Annotated in this window: 16 protein-coding genes; 10 read left to right on the plus strand and 6 right to left on the minus strand. The window is 63.6% G+C overall.

Annotated elements, in window-relative coordinates; genetic code table 11:
* The first annotated feature begins 141 nt into the window (after window positions 1-141).
* From modA to modC, 3 genes are read left to right on the plus strand one after another with little or no spacing between them, the layout of a single operon-like run.
* Window positions 142-927, plus strand: a complete 786-nt coding sequence (modA, locus tag JQ575_RS31530; RefSeq protein ID WP_212037079.1) for a molybdate ABC transporter substrate-binding protein — start codon at window positions 142-144, stop codon at window positions 925-927.
* Complete coding sequence (gene modB / locus JQ575_RS31535) at window positions 927-1,622, plus strand: molybdate ABC transporter permease subunit (RefSeq protein WP_212037080.1); 696 nt, start codon at window positions 927-929, stop codon at window positions 1,620-1,622. Before modA ends, modB begins: the two co-directional genes overlap by 1 nt.
* A gap of 2 nt (window positions 1,623-1,624) precedes the next feature.
* Window positions 1,625-2,299 (plus strand): molybdenum ABC transporter ATP-binding protein, encoded by a 675-nt coding sequence (gene modC / locus JQ575_RS31540; protein WP_212037081.1) that lies wholly within the window; start codon window positions 1,625-1,627, stop codon window positions 2,297-2,299.
* 121 nt (window positions 2,300-2,420) lie between these two features.
* On the opposite strand, the gene JQ575_RS31545 is transcribed toward modC, so the two are convergent.
* Window positions 2,421-2,675, minus strand: coding sequence for a hypothetical protein (locus tag JQ575_RS31545; protein WP_212037082.1), 255 nt, complete (start codon window positions 2,673-2,675; stop codon window positions 2,421-2,423).
* A gap of 185 nt (window positions 2,676-2,860) precedes the next feature.
* Window positions 2,861-3,754 (minus strand): LysR family transcriptional regulator, encoded by an 894-nt coding sequence (locus tag JQ575_RS31550; protein ID WP_212037083.1) that lies wholly within the window; start codon window positions 3,752-3,754, stop codon window positions 2,861-2,863.
* 128 nt (window positions 3,755-3,882) lie between these two features.
* Here JQ575_RS31550 and JQ575_RS31555 point away from each other — a divergent pair, with 128 nt between their 5' ends.
* From JQ575_RS31555 to JQ575_RS31565, 3 genes are read left to right on the plus strand one after another with little or no spacing between them, the layout of a single operon-like run.
* Entirely contained in the window at window positions 3,883-4,152 is a 270-nt protein-coding gene (locus tag JQ575_RS31555) for a hypothetical protein (RefSeq protein ID WP_212037084.1), read from the plus strand.
* A 48-nt stretch (window positions 4,153-4,200) separates the two neighbouring features.
* Entirely contained in the window at window positions 4,201-4,452 is a 252-nt protein-coding gene (locus JQ575_RS31560) for a DUF1127 domain-containing protein (protein ID WP_212037085.1), read from the plus strand.
* A gap of 35 nt (window positions 4,453-4,487) precedes the next feature.
* Window positions 4,488-4,775, plus strand: a complete 288-nt coding sequence (locus JQ575_RS31565) for a DUF1330 domain-containing protein (RefSeq protein ID WP_212037086.1) — start codon at window positions 4,488-4,490, stop codon at window positions 4,773-4,775.
* A gap of 57 nt (window positions 4,776-4,832) precedes the next feature.
* Here JQ575_RS31565 and JQ575_RS31570 read toward each other — a convergent pair whose 3' ends face one another.
* From JQ575_RS31570 to JQ575_RS31580, 3 genes are all read right to left on the minus strand, one after another.
* A complete protein-coding gene (locus tag JQ575_RS31570) occupies window positions 4,833-6,026 on the minus strand; it encodes a CaiB/BaiF CoA-transferase family protein (RefSeq protein ID WP_212037087.1) in 1,194 nt (397 codons plus the stop codon).
* A 140-nt stretch (window positions 6,027-6,166) separates the two neighbouring features.
* Window positions 6,167-7,096, minus strand: a complete 930-nt coding sequence (locus JQ575_RS31575; protein ID WP_212037088.1) for a glycine/sarcosine/betaine reductase selenoprotein B family protein — start codon at window positions 7,094-7,096, stop codon at window positions 6,167-6,169.
* A gap of 100 nt (window positions 7,097-7,196) precedes the next feature.
* On the minus strand, window positions 7,197-8,990 hold the full coding sequence (locus tag JQ575_RS31580; protein WP_212037089.1) for a potassium/proton antiporter: 1,794 nt from the start codon (window positions 8,988-8,990) through the stop codon (window positions 7,197-7,199).
* Window positions 8,991-9,265: 275 nt separating this feature from the next.
* On the opposite strand from JQ575_RS31580, the gene JQ575_RS31585 reads away from it, so the two are divergent.
* The 4 genes from JQ575_RS31585 to radC all read left to right on the plus strand — a co-directional run bounded on the left by JQ575_RS31585 (window position 9,266) and on the right by radC (window position 13,585).
* A complete protein-coding gene (locus JQ575_RS31585) occupies window positions 9,266-10,582 on the plus strand; it encodes a mechanosensitive ion channel domain-containing protein (RefSeq protein WP_212037090.1) in 1,317 nt (438 codons plus the stop codon).
* Between the two features lie 109 nt (window positions 10,583-10,691).
* Window positions 10,692-11,516 (plus strand): type I methionyl aminopeptidase, encoded by an 825-nt coding sequence (gene map / locus JQ575_RS31590; protein ID WP_212037091.1) that lies wholly within the window; start codon window positions 10,692-10,694, stop codon window positions 11,514-11,516.
* A 270-nt stretch (window positions 11,517-11,786) separates the two neighbouring features.
* Window positions 11,787-12,746, plus strand: coding sequence for an MBL fold metallo-hydrolase (locus JQ575_RS31595; RefSeq protein WP_212037092.1), 960 nt, complete (start codon window positions 11,787-11,789; stop codon window positions 12,744-12,746).
* Window positions 12,747-12,871: 125 nt separating this feature from the next.
* Complete coding sequence (gene radC, locus JQ575_RS31600) at window positions 12,872-13,585, plus strand: RadC family protein (protein WP_212037093.1); 714 nt, start codon at window positions 12,872-12,874, stop codon at window positions 13,583-13,585.
* A 37-nt stretch (window positions 13,586-13,622) separates the two neighbouring features.
* Here the strand turns inward: radC and JQ575_RS31605 are convergent, their stop codons facing one another.
* Window positions 13,623-14,432 (minus strand): helix-turn-helix domain-containing protein, encoded by an 810-nt coding sequence (locus JQ575_RS31605; protein ID WP_212037094.1) that lies wholly within the window; start codon window positions 14,430-14,432, stop codon window positions 13,623-13,625.
* Window positions 14,433-14,482: the final 50 nt, after the last annotated feature.

Consider the following 14,482-nt stretch of genomic DNA (forward strand, 5'->3'; position numbering starts at 1 on the left):
TATGTTCCGGTCAGCGATATCCCGACCGACCGTAAGTCATCGGGATTGCCGGAACGGCGCTTCCGCCTGTCGCATCCCTGACCCAACCAATGCCTGATTTGCGCGCGCCAACCGCGCCGCGGACTCGCACGGAGCGCCAACATGTATCGTCCCGCCGGAATTTTTGCCGCCTTTTTCATTCTGTTCGGCGCGATCCATTCGCCCGCTGCCGCACAGGACAAGACCATCACGGTGTTCGCCGCCGCCTCGATGAAGAATGCGCTCGACGACATCGACGCCGCCTATGCTGCCAAAACCGGCGTCAAGGTCACGGTCAGCTATGCCGCGAGCTCGGCACTGGCAAAACAGATCGAACAGGGCGCGCCGGCCGACGTGTTCATCTCCGCCGACACCGACTGGATGGATTACGCGATCGGCAAGAAGACCATCAACGAGCCGACCCGGCTCAATTTGCTCGGCAATTCCATCGTGCTGATCGCGCCGAAGGATTCGAAGATCGACAATGTCAGCATCGGCGCGGGCTTCGACCTCGCCAAGCTCGCGGGTGACGGCAAGATCGCGACCGGCGACGTCAAATCCGTGCCGGTCGGCAAGTACGCCAAGGCGGCGCTGGAGAAACTCGGCTCCTGGCAGGCGGCCGAGCCGAAATTCGCGATGGCCGACAGCGTGCGCGCGGCGCTGACGCTGGTGGCGCGCGGCGAAGCCGTACTTGGCATCGTCTACTCCACCGACGCCAGGGTTGAGCCCGGCGTCAAGGTCGTCGGCACCTTCCCCGGCGATTCCCATCCAGCGATCATCTATCCCGTCGCAGCGACCACGACCGCCAAGCCGGAAACGTCGGACTATCTTGCCTTCCTGCGCTCGACCGCGGCCAAGAACATCCTCGAGAAATACGGTTTCAAGTTCCTGGTCAGCCCCTCGACCTGATGTTCGATATCTCGCCGACGGAATGGACGGCGATCCTGCTCAGCTTGCGGGTCGCCGTCATTGCAACGCTGGTGGCAACGCCGTTCGGCATCGCGCTGGCGTGGCTGCTGGCGCGGCATAATTTCTGGGGCAAGTCGATCCTCGATGCACTGGTCCATCTGCCGCTGGTGCTGCCGCCGGTCGTGACCGGCTATCTGCTGCTGCTCACCTTCGGCCGCCGCGGCATGGTCGGCGCGTGGCTGGCCGACAATCTCGGCATCGTGTTCGCGTTTCGCTGGACCGGCGCTGCGCTGGCCTGCGGCGTGATGTCGTTTCCGCTTCTGGTGCGGCCGATCCGGTTGTCGATCGAGGCGATCGACCGGCGGCTGGAACAGGCATCGAGCACGCTCGGCGCTGCGCCGTGGCAGGTATTTGCGACCGTGACCCTGCCGCTGGCGCTGCCGGGCATCCTGGCCGGCATGGTGCTCGGCTTTGCCAAGGCGATCGGCGAATTCGGCGCCACCATTACGTTCGTCTCGAACATTCCCGGCGAGACCCAGACCATTTCCTCGGCGATCTATTCGCTGATCCAGACGCCCGACGGCGACCGCGCGGCGGGGCGGCTGGTGCTGATCTCCATCGTGATCGCGATGGGCGCGCTGATCGCATCCGAGTGGTTCGCACGGCGCGCCACGCAGCGCCTGCACGGGAACTGACCATGCTGCGCGTCGAGGTCACAAAGCAGCTTGGCGAGTTCTCGCTGGAAGCCTCGTTCACCAGCGAGGGCCGCGTCACCGGCCTGTTCGGCGCGTCCGGCGCCGGCAAGACCTCGCTGATCAACATGATCGCGGGCTTGCTGCGGCCCGACCGCGGCGTCATCACCCTCGATGGCGAAACGCTCGACGACACCACGACGGGCGCGCACGTGCCGCCGCACCGCCGCCGCATCGGCTACGTGTTCCAGGATGCCCGGCTGTTTCCGCATCTCGACGTGCGGCAAAATCTCGACTACGGCCGGCGCATGAACGGCCTCGCCGAGGACCCGGCGCAGCATGCGCGCATCACCGGTCTGCTCGACATCGGCGGCCTGCTGGATCGCCGGCCCGGAAAACTCTCGGGCGGCGAGCGTCAGCGCGTCGCGCTCGGCCGCGCGCTGTTGTCGAAACCGCGATTGCTGCTGCTCGATGAGCCGCTGGGATCGCTCGATGAGGGACGCAAGGTCGAAATCCTGCCCTATCTGATCCGGCTGCGCGACGAAGGCATCCCGATGGTCTATGTCAGCCACGATGCAGCCGAGCTGCGCCAGCTCGCAACGCAGATCGTGATGCTGCGCAATGGACGCGTCACCGCGCTCGGTGGAGTGAAGGTACTGACGGGCAGCACGCCTGCTTGATGTCGTCCGTGATCCAGATCACATCTGAACGGCGAAAAACTCAAAAAAGTCAGTGTTTATAGTCACTTCCTGAACACCCGTTCAGAAAAATCTTTCGAACTATTTTCGCGGGCGGCACGTCTCATAAGCGCATCAGGCAATCACGCCTAGCACAATGGAGACTACAAATATGTTTCGTAAACTCGCTCTTGCAGCCGCTGCCGCGATCGCTCTGACCGCTGCTGCTGTTGCCCCGGCTTCGGCCGGTGGTCACGGTGGCCACGGTCATGGCGGACACGGCCACGGCCATGGTGGCCATCACGGCCATCATCATGGTCATCATCATCACGGTCATGGCCATCATCACCACCACCACGGTCATCATCACCACGGTCACTTCGGATCGTTCTACATCGGCGGAAGCTGCTGGCGGACGGTGTGGACCGACTTCGGACCGCGTCGCGTCTACGTTTGCGGCCGCTATCTGTAAGCTGACGGCCGTCGCAAGAAGGCCTCAGCCGAAGGCTGGGGCCTTCTCCCTTTTGCAGCGTTCGCCGTGACGAAGTCTGGCGAAGCGACGTTTTAGCTCATGCGCTTGCCTGCACGGTGGGTACCCAGCACGTCACGCAACGCCTGGATCTTCGGCGAGCCCGCGCCCTTGCGCCAGATCAGGTAGGTATCCGCCCTGTTCTCGCCCGGCGGCAACCGATGAACCCGCAGGCGCTTGCTCTCTGGAAACGTGGTGAGAACGCTTTTCGGCAACAGCGCAACGCCCATTCCCGCCGCCACACATCCAAGCATCGCATGGTAGGAGCCGAGTTCGATCGTGCGCTCCGGCATCTGGTCGCGAAGCGCGTACCAGTCCTCCAGCCGCTTGCGATGCGGGCAACCGTGCTCGAAGGCAATGATGGTTCTCGGAAAGTATTCTGTCTTGCCTTTGTTCTTGCCTTGACCGATTGCCGGCGTGCCGGCCGCGGAAACGATCACCGGCTCCTCCTCGAACACCGCGACCTTTTCGAACAAAGCGTCCGCTATCGGCAACGTCACCAGCGCAGCATCGAGCTCGCCGGCCAGGATTGCCTTTGACAGCGTCGGCGGATTGCCGGTGCGCAGTTCGAACTCCACCTCCGGATAGAGACGATGATACTCGCTGACCGGTCCCGGCAAGCGAACGGCCGCGGTGCTCTCCATCGCGCCCAGGCGAAAGATTCCCCTCGGCCGCGGATCCTGCACCGCGTTGCGCGCTTCATCGGCCAGCGCGAGCAGACGGTCCGCGTAATCGAGCAGCACCTGACCGGCCGGGGCAAGATGCAGGCGCTTGCCCTCGCGAATAAAGAGCGCAACGCCGATGTCGTCCTCGAGCTGGCGGATCCGCGTCGTGACGTTGGATTGGACGCGATGCAAATGCTCCGCGGCGCGCGTCACGCCGCCCTCGCGTACGACCGCACTAAAGATCTTCAGATCGGACAAATCCATACATCTCTCCACGGTATCATAATCATCATAATTATTCATTTTATGTGATGAATGCTCGGCCGTAAAGAGGTCCCATCGCAGCGCCCCGGAAGACCCGGCGGCGCAAGCCGCGATCGATGGAGGTCACGATGGCAACAGCACATGGAATGCAAGGCGACCCGTCCGACATCCGCCGGGCCTCGCCGGTGAAGCTTCTTTTACTGACGGAGCGGATGGTCCGACAGGCACGAACCGCCAGAGCTGCGGCTATCGGTGACACCGTCGTCCGGGGGTTTGCGGCTGCCGCGCGCGGCGTGCGCCTGCTGTCATCGGTCGCCTGTGACGCGTTCGCCTTGCGCGACACCCTCCTGCCCGCGCGCTGGCGCAGCCGAACGCACCATCTCAATCACCGTCAGTAACAACGAAACGACGGCGTCACCGGCATCACCTTTGAAAGAGAAACGATCATGCTGATCACCATTATGAAACTGGTTCGACTCGACACCGGCTCTCTCGCCCTGAACGCCTTTCGTGCCCTGCGAACGGCCGGCGCGGCACTTTGGCGCTGGCGGCGGCAGCGGCTGGCGGCGGCGGAGCTGCACAGCCTGAGCGACCACTCGCTGAGGGATATCGGCATCGCGCGAAGCTACATCGACGAACAGGTGCGCCTTGCCGCCAAACGCTACGCGCGGCCGCGCAACTCAACCAGATTGACCTGATCTCACATCACCAGACCTGAAACGGAGAAACCATCATGGCCAAAGCATACTGGATCGTACGCGTCAGCGTTCATCAGCCGGCGCAATACCCGGACTACCTCGCCGCGGCGCGCCCGGCCTTCGAAAAGTTCGACGCCAAATTCATCGTGCGCGGCGGCGCGTACGAGCTGATGGAGGGACAGGCACGGGAACGCAACGTCGTGGTCGAGTTCGCGGATTTCGCAACGGCGACCGCCTGCTACCGCAGCGACGAATATCAGAAGGCAAAGGTGATCCGCCAGGCGAACGCGGATGCCGACTTCATCATCATCGAAGGCGCATGACGATGAGATCTGGATACTCATGCCGGTGGTGTTGGCGTCCGCCTCAGGGGTGACTCGCTAAACGACTTCGCGCGCGCGCAAATCCGCGATCGCGCCCGCATCGTAGCCGAGCGAGGCCAGCACCTCGTCGGTATGGGCGCCGAGTTCGGGCGCCATGCGGTCGAGCTTGCCGCCGCCATGGGCGAGCTGAAACCCGCTGCCGGCAAAACGCAGCCGGCCATAGGGCGTGTCGATCTCCTGAATCGCGCCGCGCGCTGCGATCTGCGGATGATCGATCACTTCCTCGACCTTCCAGATGCTGGCGCAGGGCGCGCCGGCCGCTTCCAGGACCGTCTCCCACTCGCGCGGGTCTTTCTTCGACAGCGCGTCCTCGATGATGGCGCGCAAGGCCGGCTCGTTTTCCTGCCTCGCGAACCAGTCGACGAAGCGCGGATCTTCCAGTGCGTCAGTGCGGCCGAGCGCCTTCATCAGCGACTGATACTGCTTCTCGCTGTTGACGGCGAGCAGGAGATAGCCGTCGCCGGCCTTGAACAAATTGGCGGTCGGCCGGCGGCTGACGGCCTGATTGCCGGAGAGTTGCTGGCGATGACCGGCAACCGCGTAATCCGCCACCTGTCCTGAAAGAAACGCCAGCGTCGCCTCCAGCATGGAGACGTCGACCATCTGTCCCTTGCCGGTATGGGTACGTTGGAACAGCGCGCTCGATACGCCAAACGCCGCGGTCGAACCGGACAAGACGTCGCAGACCGCAAAGCCGGCGCGGGTCGGCCCGGTCTCGGCATGGCCCGTAATGGACATGATGCCTGACAGGGCCTGGATCTTGCCGTCATAGCCGGCGCCGAGCCGCGCCGGACCGGTCTGGCCGAAACCCGAGATCGCGCAATAGATCAGCCGCGGGTTGATCGCGGACAGCGCAGCATAACCGATGCCGAGCTTGTCCATCACGCCGGGACGGAAATTCTCCATCACCACGTCGGCCTGCGCCGCGAGCTGCTTGACGATCGCGATCGCTTCCGGCTTTTGCAGGTCGAGCGTCAGGCTGCGCTTGTTGCCATTGATCGCCTGCCAGCCGGGAGCGAGACCGCGCTCGGCCCATTCGCGGGAGAGCGGCGTCCGGCGCATGTCCTCGCCCTCGCGCCGCTCCACCTTGATGACGTCGGCGCCGAGCAGCGCGAGCTGGTAGCTCGCATAGGGGCCGGCCAGCACCTGCGTGAAGTCGAGAATCTTCACGCCTTCGAACGGTCGGGTCAATGGAGGTCCTCCTGAGCGTCTCAGCGCAAGACTATATTTGGCGTCATTGCGAGGAGCTAAGCGACGAAGCAATCCATTCTTTCTTTGTGCGGAGAGACGGATTGCTTCGCTGCGCTCGCAATGACGGCAAAGCGGCCGCGTCACGCCGCGCGGTTGCCGCGCGCGATTTCTTTTTGCTTGTCGAACTCGGCGCGGCGCCGGGCCAGTTCTTCCGGGCTCATCTGCGCGATGTTGTTGTAGTCGAGCTTCCAGGAGGCATCGTCGCTCCAGCGCAGCGGCGATTGCATCGTGGTGCGCGCGCCGGACGCGGTTTCCAACAGGCGCAGCGCCAGTTCGAGCGTCTCTGCCTGCGAGGCCACATCCTGCGGCTTGCCGGCGGAGTTGCCGAGCGGAAAGTCCGAGAACAGGAAACGCGGCACGGCGGCGTGCTCGACGATATCCTTGGCGCAGCCCATCACCACGGTGGCGATGCCATTGGCTTCGAGATGGCGCGCGACCAAAGCCGAGGTCTGGTGGCACACCGGGCAGTTCGGCACCAGCACCGCGACATCGACGTTGTCGGCGAGGCAACGCTCAAGGATTTCCGGCGCGTCGGTATCGATGGTGACGCGATGACTGCGATTGGTCGGCGCGCCGAAGAAGCGCGGCGCCACCTCGCCGATCCGCCCCGCGGCTTGCGCCTTCAGAAGCTGCGGTAGCGGAAACCAGGTGCCGCTGTCGGTTGCCGTCGTGTGCTTGCGGTCATAGCCGATATGCGAGATCCGCAGATCGTGCGCTTTCGAAGTATCGCCGTCATACACCGTGTAGAATTTCGCGCCGCCATTATACGCCGCACCCGGACCCTGATCGCCCTTGGTGGGGTCATATTGCGCGGCGGTCGTAACGATGGTCACCCGCGATTGCGCCAGCGGCTTCTTCAGCGGCTGGAACGGCGCATCGACGTAATGCGCCCAGCGGTAGGGCGTGGTGTAGCCGATCGCGGCATAATAATCGCGGGTCCGCTGCATATAGGGGACCGGAGCATCGTAGTCGGGCGCAAAGCCCAGTTGATCGTCGGACGGACCGGACATTGTTGTGTCTCCTGCGTTTCCCTAAGTTGGACCCAAGCTAATGATAGTCTGCCCGTTCCTCAACAGCGCATATTCGATGCCGCTCCGGCAAAAACGAGGCCTAGACCCCCGCGACCTGCGACCATGTCTCGGCAAGCTTGCGCCTGAGCCGCTGCATGCGCGTCAGGGGCACGGCCATTTCCTCATCCTCGGGCAGCCGCAGGCCGATGACACTGACCCGGCCGCCACTGATGCTGCGCGCGACCAGGACGATGGGATCCAGCACCAGTTCCGCGCCTTCCTTTGGCGCGTGGTCAAGGTGGATGTCGAAATAATCCGCCAGCGTCAGCTTGGCCTGGTCTTCACCGACCGCAACGCCGTAGATCTCGGCAAGTTCACCCAGCGTGTGCTCGCCCGACACCGTGAAATCGCCGAGCAGATGCGGATCGGGCGCCGAACTCGGCGCCATGTCGACAAAGAATCGATCCAGCGCTTCGGCCTTTTCCGGCGGCGCCAGCAGGTAGATGTAATCGCCGGGTGCGATCGGATCGGCCTCGACGGGCGAGAGGATCCGCTCGTCGCGGATCACCAGCGTCGGCTTCGACCACGACGGAATCAGCCCGCGCCGGAAATAAAGGCTCTTTGAACGCACGGGGTAGCCGACCAGTTGCTGCTCCAGCTGGCCGGGCAGATCGAGCTCGACACGGCGCGGGCCACGGTCCGCGCGTGGTAGCGCCACATGCAGCAGCCGCGCCGCCGGCGCCAGCGTCCAGCCCTGCAGCAGCAGCGAGATGAAGACGACGACAAAGGCGACGTCGAAATAGAGATAGGCTTTCGACAGCCCCACCAGCATCGGGATCGACGCCAGGAAGATCGCGACCGCGCCACGCAGGCCGGTCCAGGCGATGAAGAGCTTTTCCCGCCAGTTGAAGCGAAACGGCGCGAGACATAGAAACACCGCCAGCGGCCGCGCCAGCAGCATCAGCACCAGCGCCACCAGCACGGCCGGACCGATGCTGCTCACCAGCCGCTGCGGCGACACCAGCAGGCCGAGCATCACGAACATCACGATCTGCGCCAGCCAGGTCGCGGCGTCGAGGAACGTCACCACCGAATTATGCGCGCGCGTCGGCCGGTTGCCGATGATGATGCCGGCGAGATAGACCGCGAGAAAGCCGCTGGCGTGCGCGATCTGCGCCGCCCCGAAAATCACCAGCGCCGCGGTGGCGACAAAGGGCGCATGCAGGCCTTGCGGCAGCGCCACGCGATTGAGCCCCACCACCACCAGACGGCCGCCGATCACGCCGACGACGGCGCCGAGCCCGGCTTCACGGATGAATTCCAGCGCGATATGCGCGGCCGAGCTTTGACCGAGCGAAATGTACTGGACCAGCATCAGCGTGAGGAACACCGCGAAGGGGTCGTTGGTGCCGGATTCGGCTTCCAGCGTCGCACCCACCCGGGGGCGCAGCCGCAGGCCCTGCGCATGCACCAGCAGGAACACCGCCGCCGCATCGGTCGAGGCGACCACGGCGCCGACCAGCAGCGACTCGCTCCAGTTCAGATCGAGCACGTATTTGGCGAACGGCGCCGTGACCAGGGCGGTGAGCAACACGCCGACCGTCGCCAGCACGGTGGACGGCGCCAGCACAGCCCGGATGCTTTGAAACCGCGTTTTCAGACCGCCATCGAACAGGATCAGCGCCAGCGCCACCGACCCCACCAGATAGGTCGAGCGCACGTCGTCGAAGCTGAGCTGGCCGGGCCCGGAATCGCCCGCCAGCATGCCGATCAGCAGGAAGACCAGCAACAACGGCGCGCCAAAGCGCAGCGCCAGCAGGCTCGAGAGAATTCCGGCCATTATCAGGACGGCCCCGAGCAAAATCGCCAGACTTACTGAATCGAGAGAAGCCATAAATTTAGGGAAGCCTCGAATCTAGAGAAGATTTGCAGCTCTGCAACGTTGGGCAAATACTTGCAAATGCATCCTTATCGTCGCCACAGTTGAACGCCAACTCATTTTCTCCAGATAGCGGCAATGTGCCCGGTTTATCGGCCTAACTTGCCCTTGCGGACGCCTGGTATCGATGGCATCCGCAGCGGGCTTGTGGGAATCTGCCAGCGCTTCGAATCAATTTTGCATGATGGGGCGGCTTGATAAGCAAGCTGGCCCCGAACGAGATTTTGCCGATGGATCCGAAAGAGATTATCGAGTTGCTGCACACCACCGCGCGGTCGCTCGGCGCGGAGGTCACCTCGCCCTGGTTCTATCTGCAGTTTGGCCTGATCCTCGCCGGCGCAGGCATCGCCTATGCGAGCGACGCGGCCATTCGTTCGCGCGTCGACATGACCTCGTTCGCGATGGGCTTGCCGCTGCCGCTCAGGCACTTCGCCCGCGTGCTGGTCTTCAGCGCCTCCACCGCGGTGTTCGCCGTCCTGATGATCGCCGCCCGCATCACGATGTACCACTCGACCTGGCCGAGCCGCAGCTATCTGCTGGCGGTCTGCGCCAAGCTGGCGCTGGCCTGGCTGGTCATTCGCCTGGTGACGTCAGTCATTCGCAACGAGTTCATCGTCCGCCTGGTATCGCTGTCGGCTTGGCTGGTCGCGGCGCTCAGCGTCGTCGGCCAGCTGCAACCGACCCTGGACTTGCTGGATTCGGATGCGGCCTCGATCGTGCTCGGTGGATTGCGGCTGACGCCGCTGGTCCTGATCAAGCTCGGCGCCCTCCTGATCGTGGCGCTGTGGCTGACCAACATCGCCAGCAACTTCGTCGAAAGCCGCATCACCCGCTCCGCGGACCTGACGCCGTCGATCCAGGTGCTGCTGGTGAAGATGATCCGCATGGGCCTGATGGTGCTGGCGATCATCATCGCGCTCAGCGCCGTCGGCATCAATTTGTCCGCGCTCGCGGTATTCTCCGGTGCGGTCGGCGTCGGTATCGGTATCGGCCTGCAGAAGATCGTCGCCAATTTCATCTCGGGCATCATCCTGCTGGCGGACAAGTCGGTAAAGCCCGGCGATCTCGTCACCATCGGCGACAGTTCGGGGCGGATCAGCGCGATGAAGACGCGCTACATTTCGGTCGCCGCCGGCGACGGCCGCGAATTCCTGATCCCGAACGAGGATCTGGTGACCCAGAAGGTCGTGAACTGGACCTATACCGACAAGAACACGCTGGTGAAGGTGCTGTTCGGCACCAATTACGACGCCGATCCGCGGCTGGTCTGCAAGCTGGCCATCGAGATCGCCGCGGCCGCGCCCCGCGCCATCAAGAACAAGCCGCCGAACTGCATCCTGACCGAATTCGCCGAGGCCGGGATGAAATTCTCCCTGACCTTCTGGATATCAGACCCCGACGGCATGGACACCGTGAAGAGCGACGTGATGCTGGCGCTGTGGGACGCCTTCAAACGCGAGGGCATCCGGGTTCCCTATCCGGTGCGTGAAATCCGGGTCCGGGGCGGGGCGCTGCCGGTCGAATCCGTGGTGGAGGTTTCCAGCTGAAATCAAGCGTTTAGATGCCCCCCAGCCCGCTTGCACTGCTGGCCGCGATCATTAAATTAGGCGGCAAATCAACCTTTGACGCCCTCAATTCCCGAAGCATGACCCGCCCATGAGCTATATCGAAGCAACAGATACCTCCTTGCGAAAGACCGGACAGATCAAGCTGCATGGTGCGAGCGGTTTCGCCGGCATGCGCAAGGCGGGCGCCCTGGTCGCCAAATGCCTCGACGAGCTCACCGACATCATCAAGGAAGGTATTCCCACCTCGCGGATCGACGAATTCGTCCGCGACTTTGCTTTCAGCCACGGCGCCTACCCGGCGACGCTGATGTATCGCGGCTACCGCTATTCGACCTGCACCTCGATCAATCACGTGGTCTGCCACGGCATGCCCGGCGATCGCGCGCTGAAGGAAGGCGACATCGTCAATATCGACGTCACCTTCATCGTCGACGGCTGGTACGGCGATTCCAGCCGCATGTATGTGATCGGCCCGATCGCCCGCAAGGCCGAGCGGCTGATCGAGGTCACCTATGAGGCGATGATGCGCGGCATTGCCGCCGTAAAACCCGGCGCCACCACCGGCGACATCGGCCACGCCATCCAGAGTTTCGTCGAGCCGCAAGGCATGAGCGTAGTGCGCGATTTTTGCGGCCATGGTTTGGGGCGCATGTTCCACGACGAGCCCAACATCATCCATATCGGCCGGCCCGGCGAAGGCGTGGCGCTGAAGCCCGGCATGTTCTTCACCATCGAGCCGATGATCAATCTCGGCAAGCCGCATGTGAAGATCCTGTCCGACGGCTGGACCGCTGTCACGCGCGACCGCTCGCTGTCGGCGCAGTTCGAGCATTCAGTCGGCGTAACCGCTGATGGCGTCGAAATCTTCACGCTGTCGCAGCGCCACGCCGAGAAGCCGCTGGCCAAGGCGTAGTTGGGGTTACGGATTAAATTCCGATCGAGCCCAACTTTCTGCACCATACCGTTGATCCCTGTGCACGACGCGATGCCGTGAGGACGACGGCCAAAGGCCCTAGTTGCAAATCGTTCTCAATACAAATCCCGCCGCCTGCTCTCCTGCGGCAAGATGCCGGTCCCTTAACTTGAATCCCTGCGGAATACGCCGCGCGCGACGGGGTAGAACTCGACGCGGACGCTCTCGGTCGGGGCCTCCGACGGGCGATCAACCAAGGGAGCAAGAACAATGTTCGAGATTTCACGCAGAGATCTGATTCTCGGGAGCACGGGGGCCGCGCTCGTTTTCGGCCTCAAGGGACCGGTTTCGTTCATCGATGCGGCGCACGCGCAGCGCGCCGCGGACAGCCTCAAATACAAGGTCGGGGATATCGAGGTCTTCAGCCTGCATGAGGGATCCGTCGAGCGCACCGTCACTGAAGCGATGGTCAAGAATGCCTCGCTCGACGACGTCAAGAAGGCGCTGAGCGCGGCGGGCATCGGGCCTGACAAGATCGACAATCCCTTTACCGTCACGGCGATCCGGACCGGCGGCAAGGTCGTGCTGTTCGATACCGGCTTTGGCGGCAACGGTCCGGCCACGGTCGGCAAGCTCGCGGACAACATGAAGGCCGCCGGCCTCGATCCCGCGACCGTCTCCACGGTGGTGATCTCGCATTTCCATGGCGACCACATCTCCGGCCTGTGGGTGAAGGAGACGAGCGCGCCGGTGTTCCCGAACGCGGAAATCATGATGCCCGAGGTCGAGTTCAAGTACTGGACCGATCCGGCGCTGGTGGAGAAGGTGCCGGAAGCCAACCGTCCGATGGTCAAGCGCATCCAGGCGACGTTCCCGACCTGGAAGAACGTCAAGCAATACAGCGACGGCGCCGACCTCGCGCCCGGCGTGAAAGCGATCGCCACGCCTGGTCATACGGTCGGACACATGTCCTTCCTGGTGGCCTCGGGCGGACAGCAGCTCTTCATCCAGAGCGACGTCACCGGCATGCACCAGCTGTTCGTCAGGAACCCCGGCTGGTTCTCCAGCTTCGATGCCGATGGGCCGAAAGCGGAAGCCACGCGCCGCGCTTTCTTCGATCGCGTCATTGCCGAGAAGGGCATGATCGCCGGCTATCATTTCGGCTTCCCGAATGTCGGCACGCTGTCGAAGGATGGCAACGGCTATGCATTCGCGGCCGTGAAAGCTTGAGGCGAGGGCTGGTTCGAAACAAGGGGGCGCCGCATTTAGTGCGGCGCCTTTTCTCTACCCGAAATCCACCGCCGCCCCGCACTTCAGAGTTGCAAAAGCTGGCCGGCACGGCATGCTTGATATCGATGCCCGCCAAGAAGAGCGACCCCAATAGCGAACCCGCCGAGACGCCGCATTACCACGGCCATCGCGAGCGGCTGCGCGAGCGCTTCTACAGCGCCGGGCCGGACGCGCTCAGCGATTATGAGCTGCTGGAGATGGCGCTATTCCCGGCCCTGCCCCGGCGCGACACCAAGCCGCTGGCCAAACTGCTGCTGAAGAAGTTCGGCTCCTTTGCCGAAGTCGTCCACGCGCCGGAAGTGCGCCTACGCGAAGTCGACGGGATCGGCGATGCGTCCGTCCACCAGATCAAGCTGCTCGCGGCGGCCGCGAGCCGGGTGGCAAAAGGCGAGATCAAGCGCAGCATCGCGCTGTCGTCCTGGAACGACGTGATCGGCTATTGCCGCAGCGGCATGGCGTTCGCCGACAAGGAACAATTTCGCCTGCTGTTCCTCGACAAGCGCAACCAGCTGATTGCGGACGAGGTGCAGCAGACCGGCACCGTCGACCACACCCCGGTCTATCCGCGCGAGGTGATCAAGCGCGCGCTGGAATTATCCGCGACCGCGCTGATCCTGGTGCACAACCACCCGTCCGGCGATCCGACGCCCTCGCAGGCGGACATCCTGATGACCAAGGCAATCGTCGACATCGCCGCCCCGCTCGGCATCTCCGTCCACGACCACATCATCGTCGGCAAGAACGGGCATGCGAGCTTGAAGGGGCTGCGACTGATCTAGCTCTAGCAATTCGACCTTCAGCCGCGAAGCCAATCAGCTACCTGCTGGCCGGCCTCTGCAGAGAGCCCACGATCTCGCGTGCTGCATTCTGCAGATCGGCAAGGTGCCGGGCTGCAAAATCCTCCACCGTGAATGCCGTCCTGATCCAGCGAAAATTGATCGAGCCATGAACGCGCCTGCCATCGAATAGCGCGACGGCTATCGCGGCTGCTCCATCATCGACCGGCATTTCTCCGTATCGGCCGGCCACGTAGCTTGGGTCGCGTGTTGCGTAACCCCGGTGCCGCACCTCACCGAGAATTCGCTCGAGCTTCCTCGGCTCGCGCGCGAGCCAATCCTCCGGGTTGCCGGATTTCCGGAGTGTGCGCAAAGTCGCCTCCCGTTCCTTTTCCGGACACCAGGCGAGATAGGCGCGCCCGACGCCCGTCATCAGCCACCCCACCCGGTTGCCAATCCGGCCGTCATGCCCCGGGAGCACGAATGGACTGTGCGGCATTGTCGTCTCGCGTCTTTCCAAGCAGTTGCCGGCGGGCACGAACAGATCGGACGGCCATTTCACTTTCTTGCACAGCTGCGCCAGAACGGGCGCCGCAGCCTCGGCAACCCGGTCGTACCGGTCCCGCTTTCGCACCACGTCCGTGAAAACGCTGAGCCGATAGCGGCCGTCGGCCAGACGCCGCGCGACCATGCCCGCCCGCTCCAGCGTGTTGAGAATGCGCAGCAGGCTGGGCTTGGATATCGCCGTTGCGCGATGGATGTCGTGCAGTGACGAAATCGGTTCCGAGTGAAGAAACTTGAGGACCTGCAGTCCTCGCTCCAATCCCCGGATTGTTTCGACCTTCGGCATTGCCGATTCCTCATCGCCCGTCGAGCCCGGCCATTTTTCCCGTTCCGCCC

Source organism: Bradyrhizobium sp. JYMT SZCCT0428, from assembly GCF_018131075.1.
GTDB lineage: Bacteria > Pseudomonadota > Alphaproteobacteria > Rhizobiales > Xanthobacteraceae > Bradyrhizobium.